Source organism: Dyella nitratireducens, assembly GCF_014642835.1.
Taxonomy (GTDB): domain Bacteria; phylum Pseudomonadota; class Gammaproteobacteria; order Xanthomonadales; family Rhodanobacteraceae; genus Dyella_B; species Dyella_B nitratireducens.
In genome coordinates this window covers 1,915,474-1,931,877 of record NZ_BMJA01000001.1, presented here as the reverse complement: position 1 = coordinate 1,931,877, position 16,404 = coordinate 1,915,474, and the positions used below count along the sequence as shown (strand labels likewise).

Annotated in this window: 20 protein-coding genes; 9 read left to right on the top strand and 11 right to left on the bottom strand. The window is 58.9% G+C overall.

The features are described from left to right. Nucleotides 1-170 precede the first annotated feature (170 nt). From dbpA to IEX75_RS08855, 4 genes are all read right to left on the bottom strand, one after another. On the bottom strand, nucleotides 171-1,550 hold the full coding sequence (dbpA, locus tag IEX75_RS08870; RefSeq protein ID WP_188793850.1) for an ATP-dependent RNA helicase DbpA: 1,380 nt from the start codon (nucleotides 1,548-1,550) through the stop codon (nucleotides 171-173). Nucleotides 1,551-1,616: 66 nt separating this feature from the next. After that, the gene (locus IEX75_RS08865) at nucleotides 1,617-2,105 is read right to left on the bottom strand and encodes a YaiI/YqxD family protein (protein WP_188793849.1); all 489 of its coding nucleotides are present in this window, start codon (nucleotides 2,103-2,105) and stop codon (nucleotides 1,617-1,619) included. Between the two features lie 218 nt (nucleotides 2,106-2,323). Further along, complete coding sequence (locus IEX75_RS08860) at nucleotides 2,324-2,557, bottom strand: hypothetical protein (RefSeq protein ID WP_188794423.1); 234 nt, start codon at nucleotides 2,555-2,557, stop codon at nucleotides 2,324-2,326. Nucleotides 2,558-2,569: 12 nt separating this feature from the next. Further along, entirely contained in the window at nucleotides 2,570-3,022 is a 453-nt protein-coding gene (locus IEX75_RS08855; RefSeq protein WP_308422115.1) for a YkgJ family cysteine cluster protein, read from the bottom strand. A gap of 150 nt (nucleotides 3,023-3,172) precedes the next feature. On the opposite strand from IEX75_RS08855, the gene IEX75_RS08850 reads away from it, so the two are divergent. After that, complete coding sequence (locus IEX75_RS08850) at nucleotides 3,173-3,361, top strand: hypothetical protein (protein ID WP_188793848.1); 189 nt, start codon at nucleotides 3,173-3,175, stop codon at nucleotides 3,359-3,361. 174 nt (nucleotides 3,362-3,535) lie between these two features. On the opposite strand, the gene IEX75_RS08845 is transcribed toward IEX75_RS08850, so the two are convergent. Next, complete coding sequence (locus IEX75_RS08845; protein ID WP_188793847.1) at nucleotides 3,536-3,931, bottom strand: DOPA 4,5-dioxygenase family protein; 396 nt, start codon at nucleotides 3,929-3,931, stop codon at nucleotides 3,536-3,538. Nucleotides 3,932-4,126: 195 nt separating this feature from the next. Between IEX75_RS08845 and IEX75_RS08840 the strand changes: the two genes are divergently transcribed. The 3 genes from IEX75_RS08840 (at nucleotide 4,127) to IEX75_RS08830 (ending at nucleotide 6,794) form a co-directional block, all read left to right on the top strand. Beyond that, nucleotides 4,127-5,014: a LysR family transcriptional regulator gene (locus IEX75_RS08840; protein WP_188793846.1), complete on the top strand. Its 888-nt coding sequence runs from the start codon at nucleotides 4,127-4,129 to the stop codon at nucleotides 5,012-5,014. Nucleotides 5,015-5,075: 61 nt separating this feature from the next. Beyond that, nucleotides 5,076-5,717 (top strand): DUF6348 family protein, encoded by a 642-nt coding sequence (locus tag IEX75_RS08835; RefSeq protein ID WP_188793845.1) that lies wholly within the window; start codon nucleotides 5,076-5,078, stop codon nucleotides 5,715-5,717. Nucleotides 5,718-5,963: 246 nt separating this feature from the next. Continuing rightward, complete coding sequence (locus tag IEX75_RS08830; RefSeq protein ID WP_188793844.1) at nucleotides 5,964-6,794, top strand: alpha/beta fold hydrolase; 831 nt, start codon at nucleotides 5,964-5,966, stop codon at nucleotides 6,792-6,794. 79 nt (nucleotides 6,795-6,873) lie between these two features. Here the strand turns inward: IEX75_RS08830 and IEX75_RS08825 are convergent, their stop codons facing one another. From IEX75_RS08825 to IEX75_RS08810, 4 genes are all read right to left on the bottom strand, one after another. Next, nucleotides 6,874-7,578, bottom strand: coding sequence for a hypothetical protein (locus IEX75_RS08825; RefSeq protein WP_188793843.1), 705 nt, complete (start codon nucleotides 7,576-7,578; stop codon nucleotides 6,874-6,876). A gap of 516 nt (nucleotides 7,579-8,094) precedes the next feature. Beyond that, nucleotides 8,095-8,382 carry an EF-hand domain-containing protein gene (locus tag IEX75_RS08820; RefSeq protein ID WP_188793842.1) on the bottom strand — a complete coding sequence of 96 codons (288 nt, stop codon included), beginning with the start codon at nucleotides 8,380-8,382 and terminating at the stop codon, nucleotides 8,095-8,097. Nucleotides 8,383-8,510: 128 nt separating this feature from the next. Beyond that, on the bottom strand, nucleotides 8,511-9,845 hold the full coding sequence (locus tag IEX75_RS08815) for an ATP-binding protein (RefSeq protein WP_188793841.1): 1,335 nt from the start codon (nucleotides 9,843-9,845) through the stop codon (nucleotides 8,511-8,513). Next, entirely contained in the window at nucleotides 9,838-10,560 is a 723-nt protein-coding gene (locus tag IEX75_RS08810) for a response regulator (RefSeq protein ID WP_479725504.1), read from the bottom strand. The genes IEX75_RS08815 and IEX75_RS08810 overlap by 8 nt, the downstream gene beginning before the upstream one ends. Nucleotides 10,561-10,799: 239 nt before the next feature. On the opposite strand from IEX75_RS08810, the gene IEX75_RS08805 reads away from it, so the two are divergent. The 5 genes from IEX75_RS08805 (at nucleotide 10,800) to IEX75_RS08785 (ending at nucleotide 14,528) form a co-directional block, all read left to right on the top strand. Next, nucleotides 10,800-11,633, top strand: a complete 834-nt coding sequence (locus IEX75_RS08805) for a sterol desaturase family protein (RefSeq protein WP_229720704.1) — start codon at nucleotides 10,800-10,802, stop codon at nucleotides 11,631-11,633. A 66-nt stretch (nucleotides 11,634-11,699) separates the two neighbouring features. Then, entirely contained in the window at nucleotides 11,700-12,014 is a 315-nt protein-coding gene (locus IEX75_RS08800; RefSeq protein WP_188793839.1) for a hypothetical protein, read from the top strand. Nucleotides 12,015-12,033: 19 nt separating this feature from the next. Beyond that, nucleotides 12,034-12,699: a DUF3313 domain-containing protein gene (locus tag IEX75_RS08795; RefSeq protein WP_188793838.1), complete on the top strand. Its 666-nt coding sequence runs from the start codon at nucleotides 12,034-12,036 to the stop codon at nucleotides 12,697-12,699. A gap of 385 nt (nucleotides 12,700-13,084) precedes the next feature. Continuing rightward, a complete protein-coding gene (locus IEX75_RS08790) occupies nucleotides 13,085-13,813 on the top strand; it encodes a carbonic anhydrase (RefSeq protein ID WP_188793837.1) in 729 nt (242 codons plus the stop codon). A 442-nt stretch (nucleotides 13,814-14,255) separates the two neighbouring features. Continuing rightward, nucleotides 14,256-14,528, top strand: coding sequence for an XAC0095 family protein (locus IEX75_RS08785; protein WP_188793836.1), 273 nt, complete (start codon nucleotides 14,256-14,258; stop codon nucleotides 14,526-14,528). Between the two features lie 248 nt (nucleotides 14,529-14,776). Here the strand turns inward: IEX75_RS08785 and IEX75_RS08780 are convergent, their stop codons facing one another. Both IEX75_RS08780 and IEX75_RS08775 read right to left on the bottom strand, forming a co-directional pair. Then, nucleotides 14,777-15,445 carry a hypothetical protein gene (locus tag IEX75_RS08780; protein WP_188793835.1) on the bottom strand — a complete coding sequence of 223 codons (669 nt, stop codon included), beginning with the start codon at nucleotides 15,443-15,445 and terminating at the stop codon, nucleotides 14,777-14,779. A 428-nt stretch (nucleotides 15,446-15,873) separates the two neighbouring features. After that, nucleotides 15,874-16,401 carry a peroxiredoxin family protein gene (locus IEX75_RS08775; RefSeq protein ID WP_188793834.1) on the bottom strand — a complete coding sequence of 176 codons (528 nt, stop codon included), beginning with the start codon at nucleotides 16,399-16,401 and terminating at the stop codon, nucleotides 15,874-15,876. Nucleotides 16,402-16,404 lie beyond the last annotated feature (3 nt).

The following is a 16,404-nucleotide window of genomic DNA, read 5'->3' as shown; positions in this document are numbered from 1 at the left end:
GGTCAATCCAAACGCGTGCTGGGATGAAATCCCAGCTTTCTTGTGGTTTCAGGTGCTGGGATTTCATCCCAGCCTACACGGACATCCGGCCGCGCGGAATAAATCAGAGCCTCCTTAAGACGATCATTGCTGATCGACGTTTCATCCCTCCAACGCATCTACTCACGCAATCAATGCAATGCCCGAACTCGAAGATTGCGCCCTTTGATCTTCCCGGCTCGCAAGCGTTCCAAGGCCTTGTTCGCCAGCGAGCGGGTAATCGCCACGTAGGCACGCGTAGCAAAAACGTCGATCTTGCCGACGTCGTCCGCCTTGAGTCCGGCGTCGCCGGTAAGTGCACCGAGGATGTCGCCAGGACGCAGCTTGTCCTGGCGCCCGGCGTCGATGACCAGCGTTTTCATCGGTGCCAGGTTCAGCGTTTTGCCGCGTGGCGATGAGACCTTCAAGGGATGCCACGGCAGCGGTCTGCCGAGTATCTGTTCGATGTTTTCGGCCTTGGGCTTTTCCCGTGGCGTGCACAACGTTATCGCCAGGCCCGTTTGTCCGGCGCGGCCCGTGCGGCCGATGCGATGGGTGTGCGTATCGGGATCGTGGGCGACGTCGTAGCTGATCACCAACGGCAATGCAGTGATGTCGAGTCCGCGCGCCGCGACGTCGGTCGCTATCAGTACCGCGCAACTGCGGTTGGCGAACTGCACCAGCACTTCATCGCGATCGCGTTGTTCCATGTCGCCGTGCAGTGCCAGCGCGGAAAAGCCGCGGCGGTCCAACTCTTCCGCCACGGCGTCCACATCGCGTCGCATATTGCAGAAAACCAGCGCGTGCTGCCCACGTTCGCCGGTAAGCAGTTGGGCGAGCGCGTCGAGCTTGCGGGCAGGCTCCACGTCGATGAATTGCTGTTCGATCGCAGGTTTTGTATCAACCGGCGCCTCGATGATGATTTCGACGGGGTTGCGCTGCATGCGGCGACTCGCCTCGCGGATATCGTCCGGATAGGTGGCCGAGAAGAGCAGTGTCTGGTGATGCTTGGCGATACGTCCGACGATGTCGTCGATGGCTTCGCTGAAGCCCATATCCAGCATGCGGTCCGCCTCGTCCAGCACCAGCACCTTGATGCCGCCGCCGTGCAGGCTGCCGCGCTTGAGGTGTTCCTGGACGCGTCCGGGCGTGCCCACCACGATATGCGGATCATGCGTCAGCGAGGCCAGTTGCGGCCCTAACGGCATGCCGCCGCACAAGGTCAGCAGCTTGACGTTGGGGATGTTCGCGGCGAGCTTGCGAATAGCCTTGCTCACCTGGTCGGCCAGCTCGCGTGTGGGGCACAGCACCAAGGCCTGCAGGCGGATGGTCTCCACGCTCAGCGATTGCAGCAAGCTCAAGCCGAAGGCGGCGGTCTTGCCGCTGCCGGTTTGTGCTTGGGCGATGACGTCACGCCCTTCCAGCATGGCCGGAAGGCTTTGTGCCTGGATCGGTGTCATCGCGCCATAGCCAAGCGTTTCGACGCTGGCGAGCAAGGCGGGTTTGAGAGCAAGTGTGTTGAAGTCGGTCATGCGACATGATCGCATGATCGCCACATTGGGGTCGCCGCGTCACAGGCTATTCGCCCATGAATTCGCTCATCGAGTTGGCGCTGCGTTGGCGTGTTGTGCCAACCAGCGATCGAGCTGATTGGCAAAGGCTTGCCGGTCACGCGGATGAAACGCGGACGGTCCGCCTGTCTGCACGCCGGCACCGCGTAGTTCTTCCATGAAATTGCGCATCGACAATCGCTCAGCCATGTTCTCCGGCGTGTAGCGCTCGCCGCGCGGATGAATGGCCACGCCCCCTTTGTCGATCACGCGCGCGGCCAGCGGTATGTCCTGGGTAACGACAAGGTCCCCGGCCTGCAGACGCAGCACGATTTCGTTATCGGCTTCGTCCAGCCCGCCGTTTACGGTGAGCGCGCGGATATAGCGCGATGGAGGACGCGACAGCGGACGATTCGCTATGAGCGTGACATGGATTTTTGCGCGGTCAGCTGCACGGAACAGAATCTCCTTGATCACCGCCGGGCAGGCATCGGCGTCGACCCATATCTGCGGCCCTTTGATCTCGGGCGCGTTCATGCCTGGTTTTCGGATGGATCCGGTCGCGTATCGCCAGGCTTTGTGCTCTCGCGTGTCGCTTTCTTCTTTGCCTGCTTGGCGTCCTGTTGTTTCTTCTTGGCCAGCTCGCGCTGACGTTTTTCAAATGAATAGTTTGTCTTTGCCAAGTGGAATATCTCGTTCAATGGATGCAACAGGGGGGAGCGATCAATACCGTTTTCGTCACCGCATATCGAGGCTTATTTTCCGGCAGGGGATTGCACCGGCGCGTTCGTGGCGTTGTTCGCGTTCGTGGATGTTTCCGCTTCTGGAGATTTGCGGTGAAGCGGCGTGTTGCCCAAGACCTCAATGCGTCCGCCAGCCTTGTTGAATGCAGCGATATCCGCGGCAATGCGTTCGCTGGATAGAGTCTTGGGGGAGGCCGAGCCGGTGTATGGCGACCCATGGGGGCCAGGTAGGCGAGAGCTAGTCATGATGGAGTCCTCTTATTTCAGGGTGATCTCAATGCTGCGAGGCCCTTGTTTGGCGTATTCGGCGCGAATGGCCTTGCAATAAGGGCCGCCCATGAAGAATCGTCGGCAGACAGCAGGGCGATTTTCATAAATACCGCAGTTCATGTGGGTGCGGTCCAGCGCGACGCACCACCCATCATCACCATGGGCCATCACGCGATGCCCCTGGGGAAGATGCGTGGTGAGGTGATCGGGGATGTTGTCCCCGGGCTCCAAAACAACCACCAGTCGGCAGCACACGGCATCACAACGTGTGCAATGTGGCTTGCCTTTCGCGTGGCGACTGGGCTGGATCATGTCTGCGGGGGTGGATGGGCGTTGCATCAGTGCTTCCGAAGGCGTCACCGGGCTGGTGACGTGGTTCGCGCGTGAGATGAAGAGCGAGGCGGGCAACCGCTGAATGGCCGCGCGGAACGCGAAAAACAAGCCGATGCTTGCAACCCATGGTACACCACCCCGCGCACGCCGGAATGGTGTACTGCCGGCGTAACCTGGATGTCAAAAAGGGCGGCACTGCACCGCTGACCATTTAGGAGTATGGTGATTGATCCAGTCACCGCCCAGCCAGGTATCCGAATGAACGACACGCCCAAACCCTTGTCGGCAGCCACTATTCATTCGGTCTACTCCGGCAAGAAGATTACTTCTGCGGTCGAGCAGGCTAAAGATTTCAAGTCAACCAACAGCTTTGCACGTGATGCGTCGCATACGGGGCAGGCACCTGAAAAAGCCAAGGTGGAAAAGAAGCGGTTCAGCCGCTCGTGACGTGAGCGGCGTCAGGTGTTCTCGATGGTTGGGTCAGAGCTGTTCATCGCCATGCCGCAACGGAACGTAAGAGCCACGCCATAGACGTTGTCGCCGAAGCGCGTGCATGACAGCCGTTTCAGTGGCTTTATGGATGGCGGGCTGGATGTGGATTTTTGAGGCGCGCTAGCAATATCAGAAGTCGGCTTTTCCGAAGCGCGCAACACCCTGGTTTTTGCCCGGCGGATCAAGCGTCGTCAGATCGAGTTCCAATGGCGTGCCTATCCAGTGGGCCAAGCGCGTGTGATCGGCCAGGTCGTCATCGGTCAGCGGATGAACGAGCGCTCTGAATCCTGATGCCCTGATGAAGTCGCAAATTGCAGGCAGCGCCTCTTTCGTGAAATGAATTTCAAACTGCGGGATGGGATGCGGCCCCGCCTTGCCGTCCTTCAGCTGACCGACAAACAACAGCTGAGGAATTTTTCGCGACGCCATGAAATCGCTTAGAAGCGTGCGTGCCGTATTGGCCAATGCCCGCTGCGACGGCTCGTAATAGATATGTGCGTGGTAGGGCGCGTGGTCGTCGTTCACGATTTTCGCTCCTGTATGGCACCGCCGCTTGTAAAGCTTCGTTAGATCAGCGGAGGGCAGATCGAGGTGAAAGTTTGGCACGGTACCCCTCTGGGATAAGCACGCCGGAGCCGGCAACGCGCCATGGTGCGCGCCCTGGTTTGGTTGATAAATATGGGATGATTTGACCCATTCCGAACCTATGGGTTTTTAATCATGAACAAGCTGGCCAATATGGAGATGTTCGTTCGGGTGGTGGAGAGCGGGAGTTTCGCCGCCGCGGCCGAGGCAAGCCGGGTTTCGGCAACCATGGTCGCCAAGCACATCAACGACATCGAGCAACGCCTGGGCGCGCGCCTGCTTCACCGCACCACGCGGCGCCAGCAACTTTCAGACGTGGGGCGGCTGTACTACGAGCGCTGCAAACACGTGCTCGCGGAAGTGGCACTCGCCGAAGCCAGTGCATCGGAGCTGCACGCAACGCCGCGCGGCCAACTGCGTGTGGTGGCGCCGGTCAGCTTCGGAAGTCACATCCTTGCGCCAGCACTGAGCGACTACATGGCGAACTATCCGGACATTAGCGTCGAACTCACCCTGGACAATCGCCGGCCCAATCTTGTCGACGGAGGTTTTGACCTGGGCATCTACATTGGCGACATCAATGAGCCTGGCATCGTCGCACGCCCATTGCGCCCCTATCGTCGAATGCTTGCCGCATCGGCAAGCTATCTGGATCGCCGTGGCCGGCCCGAGCATCCAGAGCAATTGAGTGCGCACGACTGTCTCGGCCTATCGTATTGGCGGCGATTTGACCAATGGCTGCTGGTTGGGCCCGGCGGGGCCACATGCCAGGTCACGGTGCGAGGCCGCTTCACCGCAAATCAAGGCAATGCGTTGCGTATCGCCGCGTTGAATGGCGCCGGCATCGTACTGCAACCCGAAGCGGTGCTTGCCGATGATCTCGACGCGGGCCGGCTGCTTCCCGTGCTTCCCGAATGGTCGCTTTTGCCTTCGCCGATGTATCTGATCTATGCGCAAGATGCGCGCCCCACCGCCAAGCTCCGCAGTGCGATCGATTTTTTGCTGGCTCGAATCAATACCTGATTTAAGCAAGCAGCAATCTATTTATGAGAGGCTGTCGCGGCATGAAATCAGGAGCAACCCCATGAACGACAACACCGTACAAGCCGACCTGCTGCGTCTGTTCGAGCGCCACGATGTGGAGCTGGAACTGGATGAGGATTGGCTGGTAACGGACGGCGACTTTCCTGCTGTGCGCGGCAGTTGGCATGACGGCGCCGAGGGCGAGCCTGGTCGGCTGGACATCGATGTCGTGATCAGTGAAGAGCGCCATATCGAAGAAAGCTTTGCCGGCCATGGACGTGGTGATGCCGGCATACGCGATGCGCTGAAGGCGTTCGAGCGCAATGCCCTGTATGTGTTGTTGGCGGCATGCTGGTACGTCACCGATGATCGGCGCATGCAACTGCAAAGCTGGGAGCTGGGCGTGCGGAACTGGGATGTATTCGTCGGCCCGCTTGCGTTCAGTCGTGACGACGTTGCTGCGCCCGAAGGTTTGTTGTCAGGCTTGCAGGAGGCCCTGCGCAACGAATCATTGAGCGGTGAATTGCACTGGGTGCGACTGTTCTATCGCCGCGCCGATGATGGCTCGGTCGTTGCCGAGGCCTTGCTGGATAACCAGCCGTGGCCAGGCGGCGATCATCTGCTAAGCCAATTGCATTGGCCGGCAACGGAGCAAGGGTATAGCGCGCGTTGCTTTATCGCGTTGGATATTCGCGATTACTGACGTTTTACCTTGATGCCGATTCAGCGTGTTCCGTCATTCCGGCGAAAGCCGGGACCTGGCGACTTGCAGATCGTCAAAGACACTGGGCCCCGGCGTTCGCCGGGGCGACGAATCGCTAACACGGACGAGACGCCACTTTGTCAAATTTATTTCATCGTTCATCCAATAAGTTCGAGACGCGGCACTTCAAATCTGTAATCACTCCGGGCTGCCCACCCACGTCACCCGAAAATCGAGGAGAGCGACATGCCTTTTGTCATGACGAAAGATGGAACCGAGATCTTCTACAAGGATTGGGGCCACGGTCAGCCCATCGTGTTCCACCACGGGTGGCCGCTCAGTGCGGACGATTGGGACGCACAGATGTTGTTCTTTCTTCAGCACGGCTATCGCGTCATTGCGCATGATCGTCGCGGTCATGGGCGATCGGCCCAGGTCAGTGAAGGCCACGACATCGATCATTACGCCGCCGATGCAGCAGCAGTGGTCGAGCATCTCAACCTGAAGGACGCCATACATATCGGCCATTCCACCGGTGGCGGCGAGGCGGCACGTTACGTTGCCAAGCACGGCCAGCCGCAAGGGCGTGTGGCCAAGCTGGTTCTTGTTGCTGCCGTACCGCCGATCATGGTCAAGACGCCGGCCAATCCCGACGGCCTGCCGATCGAAGTGTTCGATGGTTTGCGCAAAGCGCTTGCCGACAATCGAGCGCAGTTCTTCCTCGACCTTCCGAGCGGCCCGTTCTACAACTTCAATCGTCCTGGCGTAAAGCCGATTGAGGGTGTCATTCAGAACTGGTGGAGACAGGGAATGATGGGTGGCACGAAGGCGCACTACGAAGGTATCAAGGCCTTTTCGGAAACCGACTTCACGGAAGATTTGAAAATCATTGATGTGCCGACGCTCGTCATGCACGGTACCGACGACCAGATCGTGCCTTATCACGATGCGGGGCCGCTTTCGGCCAAGCTGTTGAAGAACGGCACGCTGAAAACCTACGAGGGCTATCCACACGGCATGCTGACGGTCCATGCCGATGTGCTCAATCAAGACCTCCTGGCCTTTATCAAGAGCTGATCTCACGCGGGAGCCGCGCGGTTTTCTCCACCGCGCGGCTCTGTCGCCGCATCGCCAGGCCATGCATCACGGTTGTTTTTCAGTTGCAGCTGACCGCTGCACCGCTGGCATTAGTGCAGTTAGCGTTGTGTGTGATGCCTTGCCCTGGCGTATAGCTGGTGTTGCCGTTATAGGAGGCGCCACTGGCATGGCTCACTTGGGTGTTGCGCGTCGTGGTGCCATTGGTTTGGTTCACCGCTGTGTTATAGCTGCCGTTCGGCCCGCTACCGCTGCGACTGTAGCCTTGGCCTTGCGTATAGGTACCGCTGTGCTCATACGTCTGGCCGTTCGCGTTGGTGGCGGTTGCGGTGTGGGTGGTTACCCCGTTGGCCGTGCTGGTCGAGGTCTGATAGCTGCCATGCGGACCGCTGCCGCTGGACTGGCTATTGCCCGACCAGTTGCCGTTGGCGTTGCGCGAGTACGCGCCATCACTTGAGAAGTTGCCGCCGGCGGCGGTATGGCCGGCATTGGAAAAATTGGCCTGGGCCGAACCATCCGGGTTGCCACTGTAGCTGTTGTGGCCACTGAAACTGCCGCCATTCACACCATTGGCCCAGTGGCGGCCTTGATGCGTCGTGCTGCCGCCCGACCAGTTGGTGTAGCCGCCACCGCCCGCGTTACCGCGCGCGCCGGCGGCACCCATCCCATGGAAGCGGGTTTGTGCCGAAGCGCTGGTGGCCATACACAAGGCTGCCATCAACACAGCGACAGCCGATAGCGATTTCAAAATGGGTAATACACGCATGCTTGAATCCTCAGTCAAAAAATGGGACATCGATGTGATCAGTCCCGACGAGGAGCCATTCTGGATGGCGGATCTAACTGAGCTATGTAGGAAACGGCGACAAATGTAAGAACCTGTTACAGACGACTTTGTCTCGGTTTCAGCGCATAAAAAAACACCACTTGCGTGGTGTTCGAATGGACATGAAAGGAGACAAGACGACGCCAGGCGGGGGCAGGGGCTGAGGTATCCCCACGTTTTTCCGGCACTCCAGCGAGAACCCAAGTTCACGTTAATACTGTTTCAGAGCGAGTCGTCGTTCCGGCGAAGGCCCACTGCTGTCCTGGGAAGTTTCGTAGTACCTCACCGTCATTCCGGCGAAGGCCGGAATCCATGCTTCGTGCTGGCGATGGATTCCGGCCTTCGCCGGAATGACGGTGAGGCAAGATTGAAGACTATGGTGAGAACAAGCTCCACAAGGGCAGGGGCACTGGCGTTGTCTTGCCAAAAAAGGGCTAAAAAACGCGCACGCTGCGCTCAGCCACCAGCGCGGCTGGCCACGAAGGCCTTGATCTGGTCAAGCGTGATGTAGCCCTGGTGATGAGTGTCGATGTCATCGAAATGCTGCGCGATGCGCGGCATGCCGGCCTGGGCCTCGGCCAGGGTGAGTTTGCCGTCATGATTGGTATTGGCGGCATCGAACTTCTGCTCCAGCATCTGCATCATGCGCTGCGCGCGCGGCGAATTGATGTTGGCTTGCGGCGAGGCTACCGCGATGGCAGGCAGCAGTAATGCCGCCAGAAAAAGGGAATACGTTTTGCGCATGAAAATGGTCCTGTAGAGAAGAAGCGGCCGCGGAGGGGCCGCGCCGGCCATGAAGGTCGGCCGACGAAGATCATGCTAAGTGCGAGATGTTGGGCGACTATTGCTTGCGCGAGCGAAAATGTTTCAGGTTATGACAGCGCCGGGCGCGCCATGCCTGCAGCGGATGTGGCGAGCGGCAACACCACGCGTGCCTCGACGCCGTTCGGTTGCCGGCGAATCAATTGCAGCCGGCCGCCATGCAGGCGTGCGACACGATCGACGATGGCCAACCCAAGCCCCGAACCGCTGACGTTGGAGCGCCCGATATCACCCCGCGTGAATGGCTGCAGCAAGCGCGTCTCATCGCCTGCCGGCAGGCCGGGTCCACCGTCGAGCACCGCCAGCACCATCGTGTCGTGCTCCTTATAGGTGTGTACCTCCAGGCCGACGCCAGCGTACTTCACGGCGTTCTCCATCAGATTCTGCACCATGCGCATCATGGCAATCGGCCGGAATGGCCACGCGGGCAGCGGATTGAGCCGTAATTCAAACACGTGGCCGCGCTCGGTAAATTCGAGCGCGAGCTGTTCCACCAGGATATTCAAGTCGCCGTCGACGATGGGTTCGTCGCTGCTCACCCGGCCGAAGTCGATGAATTGGCCGATGATGGCATCGATCTGGTCGATGTACTGGCCTACAGGCAGTTCCCGGGTGTGCTTGTCGATCGCCAACATAAGCCGCAACTTGGCCAGTGGCGAGCGGATGTCGTGCGAAATGCCGGCGAGCATGATGGAGCGGCTTGCTTCCATCTCATCCAGGTTATCCATCATGGCGTTGAACTGTTTCGCCACGATCGCCAGTTCGGATGCGTGGTAAGTCGGCAAGCGCGCTGTCCGTCCACCGGACCCGACATTTTGCGCCGCCTCGGCGAGGTCGCGCAGCGGACGATTGATGCGCCGCTGGATCAACAGCGCACCGAGCGCGGCAGAAAGCGCCAGGCAAAACCACAGGAGCAGCGCCGACGTAAGCCATCGATAAGGAAGCAAGGCGTCGACCGGCAGCTTGATCCAGTAACGCTCGCCGCTGATATTGACGTGCAGCCAGATACCCAGCTGCGGCGAGCTTGCCAGGTGCATGGTGATGCCCTTGGCCAGATTGCGCCGCACTTCACCAATAAACAGCCTTGCCAAAGGCGTGCCGTAACCCATTTCGTCGGGTGGTGGTTCGGCGAGCTGAACGCTGAGCGGGCCGACCCGGTTCAATCGCGCCACGTAAGCGTCGCGGTCAGCTGCTGGGACTTGTGATAGCGCTGCATCGAGGATGTTCACCTGCGTGGCAACCAAGTGCGCCACTTCCAGCACACGGGGGCGCTGAAGCAATAGATAGAGCACGACCGTCGACATCTGTGCGATCGCGATAAGCGCAAGCAGCAACAGCAGGTTGCGGCCGAACAGCGAACGCGGCCACACGCGCAGCTTAAGCATGGCCACCGTCCGGCGTGAACATGTAGCCGACACCCCACACGGTTCGTATATAACGCGGCGCGGCCGGATCGTCTTCGATCTTGCGCCGCAGACGCGAGATCTGCACATCCAGGCTGCGATCCATGGCTTCGTGATCGCGGCCTTTTACCTTGTCCTGCAGATGATCACGGCTCATCGGGCGGCGCGGATTGGCAGCAAACACACGCAGCAATTGAAATTCCATGCTGGTGAGCGGGATGGATGCACCATCGCGCTGCAGCTCCATGCGCGAGATGTTGAGTGTGAAGGGGCCGAATTCAGTGACCTCGTCGTTACCCCACACCTGCGTGCTGTGCAGCATGTGCTGGCGGCGGCGCATCGCATTCAGCCGGGCGACCAGCTCGCGCGGTTCGGATGTTTTCGGCAGGTAATCGTCCGCACCCATTTCCAAGCCGATGATGCGATCGACGGAATCGCCACGAGCAGTCAGCATAAGAATGGGAATGGTCTGTCCGCTCGCGCGCAAGCGGCGGCAGATCGACAGGCCATCTTCGCCCGGCATCATCAAATCCAACACCAGGGCGTCGAACGGTTCGCGCTGCAAGAGACGGTCCAACTGCTCGGCGCTATCGATGGCCTGAACCTGGAAGCCGTTATCCGTCAGATAGCGGCGCAGCATGTTACGCAATTCAGCATCATCGTCCAGCACGATGACGCGCGGAGGGCGCTCGTTCACGGACATAGTCTCCTCGTCAGTGTTACGGCGCGGCCATTATGCCACCCGTTCGAGGCGCCGCGATCACATGCGCCGCCACGGGAAGCGCCATTTTTCCCAGCCATAACAGTTGCCTGGCCGATGTAACAGCTTGTTACAAAGTTGGCGGCCGCGGACATTTCCAGGTTACGAGTCGGGACCAAGCTGTTTACCAGGCGCAAGACCTCCGGCGCTCAACTGTCCTCACTCTGGGTCCTGTCATGCAAAACATCCTTCATCACTTTCACTCGGTCCACATTCCGGGATTTCTACCGCTTGCCATGATCACCGTGCTGGTCGAAATGGTGTGGCGTCTGCTGGTGGCCAACAAGGGTTACAACTTTCTCAGCGCAGGGAGCACCTTGGTCATTGCCCTGGGCCACTCCGTTGTCGATGCTTTGTCTGCGCTGATTCTCGCGCCAGTGTTTGCGTTGGTATGGCATTTTGCGCCGTGGCATTTCTCGATGCACGACTGGCGCGTCTGGGTCATCGGCTTTTTCGTCGTGGAGTTTGCCTACTACTGGTACCACCGCTTCAGCCACGAAGTGCGCTGGTTGTGGGCCAGCCATGCGGTGCATCACTCACCGGAAGAAATGAACCTGCTTTCGGCCATCCGTTTGGGCTGGACGAACCTGATCTCCGCCGGTTGGCTGGTGTATCTGCCCGTGATGTTTCTGGGTTTCGATCCGCGCATGGTCATCGTCTTGCTGGCGCTGGATCTGCGTTTTCAGTTCTTCCTGCATACCGAAGCGCGGGTCAACCTCGGTCCGTTGGAATGGATTCTCAACACGCCGGCGCATCACCGTGTGCATCACGCATCGAACGCGCCGTATATCGACAAAAACTACGGCGGCGCCCTGATCATTTTCGACCGCATGTTCGGCACGTTCGCCGCCGAACGCGAAGACGAGCCCTTGCGCTATGGCCTCGATCACCCGCTTGGCACGCATAACCCGCTTGGGCTGGTGTTTGGCGAATGGCGCCGCCTGCTGAGTGATCTTCGGCGTGCGCCCAACTGGTATGCCGCCGCACGCATCGCGCTGGGTCGTCCGTAAATCCTTCTTATCCACCGCGGTGATGCCGCGCCGTGTTTCCCCTTTCCCCAAAAAGAGATCGTCACCATGAACACAAAACGTTGCTTGCTTGCCGCCGTATTTGCCGTTGGAATCAGCGTGCAATTGGCTCCCATCTACGCCGCCACGGTCGTTACGCATTCGGCCACGCCGGGTTACGCCGTCACCACCGTGCGTACAACCGGCCCTTACTGGGGTATCTACCCAGCACCTTGTTGCTACACCAAGGTCGTGACGAAAGGTGTTACGTCGAGCGCAAGCGTTGTTGTGACTACCTCGGTGCCGCCGCCGCGAGTGGTGTATGTCATGCCACCGGTAACCGTCTATCCGCCGCGCGCGGTCTACGTATCCACCGCGCCGTAAGCCAAGGATGGAGTCGTCAATGAACAAGCGAAGTGTATTGCGGTGTTTGTTGCCTGTGCTTTTGATGATGGGTGTGGCTGGCTGTGCAGCCACCACGCCGGCTCACTATAGAAGCCTGGATTCCAGCACCCAGTTGACTCCCAACCCACAGAACCAGAACGGACACATCCCGCTCTATTACTCGTCACCGGATGCGCAGCTGGCCAGCTACACCGAGGTCATGCTCGATACCGTAACGGTTTACGGCGGTGAAGATCAGCAGTTCGGAAAGTTGAGCGCCGTCGAACGGCAGCAGCTCGCCGATTACATGCAGACACAATTCAGTCAGGCTCTCGGGCAGAAGTATGTGTTGACATCGGTGCCCGGCCCGGACACCTTGCGCATCCATCTCACCTTGACCGGTGCTTCAGCCAGCACGCCGGTGTTGAGCACGGTCAAGCAAATCATGCCGGTTGGTGCAGTGCTTGGCACGTTGAAAAGTGCTGCCGACAAGCCCTCCAGAACGTTGGGATCGGTCACGTACGCGGTGGAAATTTACGACGGCCTAAGCAATCGATTGCTGCGGGCGTTTGTCGCGAAGCAGTACCCGGCGGCTGAAAATATTCCCGCCAGCCTGGGTGCTTTGAGTGCTGCGGAAACCGGTATCAAGAAAGGTGCCAAGGCGTTGCTGACGCAGCTTCAGTGATGTTGTGAGCGCCTAAATGAGAAACGCATGCATATCCTGAGGTATCCCTGCGTTTTCCGCTTGTTGATCTGAACAAAATCAGCAAGCTAGCCAAGGTCTATTAAATGACCGAGCCGTCGTTCCGGCGAAGACCCACTGCTGTCCTGGGAAGTTTCGCAATACCTCACCGTCATTCCGGCCTTCGCCGGAATGACGGTGAGGTAAAAATGCTAAGTATTGGCCGTGAAAAAGTCCTTCCTTGAATAGCTCGAAAAACGTGGGGATACCTCTTGCAAACGGCTCTGCTTGCGTCTATACCGGCGCCAGCGTCGTCGCCAAGCACCGCCCATGGCGCGGCACGACCAGGGGCGTGCCACTTCATATTGCAACCAAGTGGAGATTGTCCATGTGCGATCACCTTAACCACGATCATGTCTTGCCATCGCGCCGTCAATTTCTGGGAGCCGGCCTGGGACTGCTCGCTTTGAGTGCGCTTCCGAACTTACGCGCGTATGCAGATGCTTCCCCACCGCAAAACGCCATCACACCCGATGCCGCATTACGCCGGCTGATGCAAGGTAACGCGCGCTACGCTGCCAATCAGCTCGACGCCAAGGATTTTTCTTCCGGGCGCGCCGCACGCGCGAAGGCGCAATACCCTATCGCCGCCATCCTGGGCTGTGCCGATTCGCGCGTGGCGCCGGAGTTGGTGTTCGATCAGGGGCCCGGTGACATTTTCGTCATACGCATCGCCGGCAATTATTTGAGCGGCGACGGCTTGGCCAGCCTCGAATACGCGGTGGGCGTACTCAAGACACCGCTGATCATGGTGTTGGGGCATGCCGAATGCGGCGCGGTCAAGGCGACGATCCACGAGATGGAACAACCCGCGCCACTACCCGGACACATCTGGGATATCGTCGATGCGGTACGGCCGGGAGTCACCAAGGCGGTGGAAGCCGGTGGCGATCATGTGCTTGCCAATGCGATTGGCGCCAATGTGGACTACAACGTATCGCGCATCGCGTCCGCGCAACCGGTGATATCCGAAGCGGTGCGCAGTGGCAGCGTCAAGGTGGTTGGTGCGGTGTATGAGCTGGCTACCGGCAAGGTGCTGCTGCGCGCATCGGCATGAGTCGCGCATCGTTTTCGCCTGCGCTGCGTAGGCATTTGCCAACACCTCAAAGCACTCGTCCCCGACAGATGATGGGACTTGTTTTATGCGAAGGTGCGGCAGTCGGGCGTGCCCATCCAGCGAGATGATTACGACACGCCCGACATGAGAGAAGTAGCGCGGATCGCCTGGGCATAGGACCCCAAACGATCCGCTGGCCACAACCAACTACATAGGACAGTTGACCATGGTTATCCTCGATCATACGGCACCGACACGTTTTCGTGCTCCCACCCTGGTGCATTCCCCCTACTTCTCCGCCGCGCACACTGCGCGACGTCGAGCCGAAGTGGGCACTCGTCGAAACGGAAGCAGCTGATTCCGACATAACGAGCAGGATTTTTCCTGAAGCCCTTCACGCCGCGCGCAATACGCGGCGTGACCTAAGCGTGTGGAGAACAACATGGAAGACATGCAAGGCGAGCCCAGCGGCCCGCACCTCTATCTATTGTCCCGAGACGGCTACGAAATGCTTAAACAACTGCAGGACATGCTGACCCTTATGGCGCACATCACCTATAACGACGACAACGCAGAGAACGGCGACACCACGATAACCATCGGTCGCGCCGAGCTTTACTTCATCTTTGAGGCGATCAACATGAAGATTGATGAGGTATTGGAGCGGTTAGGCGATGAGAACTGGCTTGGGGAACAAAGCCAGCTGTGGCAGTGATGGAGCAATCATTTTTCTTATCAGTGCGAACGCAGGAGCCTGATACCTCGGCTCGCCATTCCGACGAAGGCCGAGGCGTTTTACAACAGCAAAGCTGCTCAACCGGTGCCGACATGGCGGTCAATCCGCACCTGTTGCCATGACCCGAATGTCACCGAATGGCATCCGATAAGGGTTCCGGTGAAAGGGAGCCTGTTATGGCTCCCTGTTTGATAGCACCCGGCCAGCTATTTACTCAGCCAGTGGCATTATCTGTCGACACCGAAGTCGAACAGCTCTCCCATGTACAGGCCATACTCGCCAGGCTTCAGATCTTTGGTTGGCGTCAGTTTCCACTGGTTGCTGTTGCCGACCGCGACCGCGTCATAGGCGATCTGGTTATCTTTGTCGGGAGCGCCTACGTTCTTCATGCCGCCCCAAAAGCGTGAATTACCCAGCTTCAGCGAGCGATCCTGGTCGTGGCTGTCCACCTCGACCGACACGATGTAGATGCGCCCCTTCGGCTGGTCAGGCGAGTTGACGATGAACGACGGTCGCGCGTCGTGCGTGCGTGTGGCGGCCGCAACACCCGGGAAGTTGTAATGCTCCAGCACGGTGACAAAGGCATTCGTCGTGCTGATGGTGCCGGATATGCCACGCAGGTGAAGATTGCCCCCGTCCGTCGTGACCATCGTGACATCGTTGGGATTTCCCATCATGGCGCCCATAGGCGGCGTGCCCGAGCCTGCCGCCGCGCCACCGTTGGCGCGTTTCAGCATTTCAGAAATCACGTCTTGTGAAACGCCAGCACTCTTCAGATTCACGAGGTCATCGACCTCCAGCTTGAAATTGACGGCGGATGCTCCGTCAATTTTTGCCTTGATGACGTCTGAGCCGAAACCCAGCTTGGACAGCTTGACGACATCGGCATTGGTCATCGCAGCAGTGCCAGAGGCCTGTGCGAAAGCCGTAGAGGAGGTAAGCAACTGGAGCGGCACTGCACTCATCGTGAGCATCAGCCCGGTAACGGCAATCCTAGCGAAACGTGACTTCATGAAATATTTCTCCCTGGTTGTAAGGGGATAACCGATTCAACCACCCCCTTAAGACTTGCCAGTATATGGCAACTTCGTACTTGTCCTAGCCGTTCGGGAGTGGGCTTGATCGCTGGTTGGATGGTGAATCAGGTGCTTGGCACAAACCGGATGCCCTTTTCTTTGGCTCGCATATGGCAAAGGATTTTTGACCCACCGATCCGCGGCCATCGACGCTCTGGCTGATGGCGTTGGCGACATCGAACCCACCATCATTTCGTCACTCATGACCCAGCCTATCGGACTGCGCTGAAACAGCACCAACAAGGCGGTTAATCCGCTGCGCTTAGTAATGGCGTTACGACGTTGTCGAGCCGCGCTTGCGTCCAGCTTGGATCCTTGTCTTTCCATCCATCGTCAACGAGCAGTCCGTTGCGATCGATGATGAAGCTCACCGGCAGATGCCAGATGCGTCCATAACCCGGTACATGCGGGTCGCCCAGTAAGCCGATGGGGAAACTCAAACGGTCAGCCACAGCGCGAACCTGCTTCATGTTGTCCGCGTCATCGAGGCTGAAGCCGAGTACGACCAAGCCATCCTTCGTATGCTCGCGTGCGTACTCGGATAACAGCGGCAGCTCCTGTTGGCATGGGGCGCACCATGTTGCCCAGAAGGTCAGGATCACCACCTTTCCTCGCAGATCGCTGAGCGCAATGTGCTTTCCGTCGAGCGTGCTCAGCGTTATCGGCGGGGCAGATTTCCCCACGACCAGGTCGTTAGCGCGCAAGGGCAACGCAACAGTCATCAACATCATCGCCGCCGCGATGCATCGCATGTAAGGGTTGATACGTCCAAACATCGT

Excerpts from the sequence above, each read along its gene's own strand:
- IEX75_RS08850 (WP_188793848.1), top strand. The coding sequence starts at position 3,173 with ATGAACGACACGCCCAAACCCTTGTCGGCAGCCACTATTCATTCGGTC.
- IEX75_RS08805 (WP_229720704.1), top strand. The coding sequence starts at position 10,800 with ATGCAAAACATCCTTCATCACTTTCACTCGGTCCACATTCCGGGATTT.
- IEX75_RS08835 (WP_188793845.1), top strand. The coding sequence starts at position 5,076 with ATGAACGACAACACCGTACAAGCCGACCTGCTGCGTCTGTTCGAGCGC.
- IEX75_RS08775 (WP_188793834.1), bottom strand. The coding sequence starts at position 16,401 with ATGTTTGGACGTATCAACCCTTACATGCGATGCATCGCGGCGGCGATG.
- IEX75_RS08790 (WP_188793837.1), top strand. The coding sequence starts at position 13,085 with ATGTGCGATCACCTTAACCACGATCATGTCTTGCCATCGCGCCGTCAA.
- IEX75_RS08825 (WP_188793843.1), bottom strand. The coding sequence starts at position 7,578 with ATGCGTGTATTACCCATTTTGAAATCGCTATCGGCTGTCGCTGTGTTG.
- IEX75_RS08830 (WP_188793844.1), top strand. The coding sequence starts at position 5,964 with ATGCCTTTTGTCATGACGAAAGATGGAACCGAGATCTTCTACAAGGAT.
- IEX75_RS08865 (WP_188793849.1), bottom strand. The coding sequence starts at position 2,105 with ATGAACGCGCCCGAGATCAAAGGGCCGCAGATATGGGTCGACGCCGAT.
- IEX75_RS08860 (WP_188794423.1), bottom strand. The coding sequence starts at position 2,557 with ATGACTAGCTCTCGCCTACCTGGCCCCCATGGGTCGCCATACACCGGC.
- IEX75_RS08815 (WP_188793841.1), bottom strand. The coding sequence starts at position 9,845 with ATGCTTAAGCTGCGCGTGTGGCCGCGTTCGCTGTTCGGCCGCAACCTG.
- IEX75_RS08840 (WP_188793846.1), top strand. The coding sequence starts at position 4,127 with ATGAACAAGCTGGCCAATATGGAGATGTTCGTTCGGGTGGTGGAGAGC.
- dbpA (WP_188793850.1), bottom strand. The coding sequence starts at position 1,550 with ATGACCGACTTCAACACACTTGCTCTCAAACCCGCCTTGCTCGCCAGC.
- IEX75_RS08785 (WP_188793836.1), top strand. The coding sequence starts at position 14,256 with ATGGAAGACATGCAAGGCGAGCCCAGCGGCCCGCACCTCTATCTATTG.
- IEX75_RS08800 (WP_188793839.1), top strand. The coding sequence starts at position 11,700 with ATGAACACAAAACGTTGCTTGCTTGCCGCCGTATTTGCCGTTGGAATC.
- IEX75_RS08780 (WP_188793835.1), bottom strand. The coding sequence starts at position 15,445 with ATGACCAATGCCGATGTCGTCAAGCTGTCCAAGCTGGGTTTCGGCTCA.
- IEX75_RS08795 (WP_188793838.1), top strand. The coding sequence starts at position 12,034 with ATGAACAAGCGAAGTGTATTGCGGTGTTTGTTGCCTGTGCTTTTGATG.
- IEX75_RS08820 (WP_188793842.1), bottom strand. The coding sequence starts at position 8,382 with ATGCGCAAAACGTATTCCCTTTTTCTGGCGGCATTACTGCTGCCTGCC.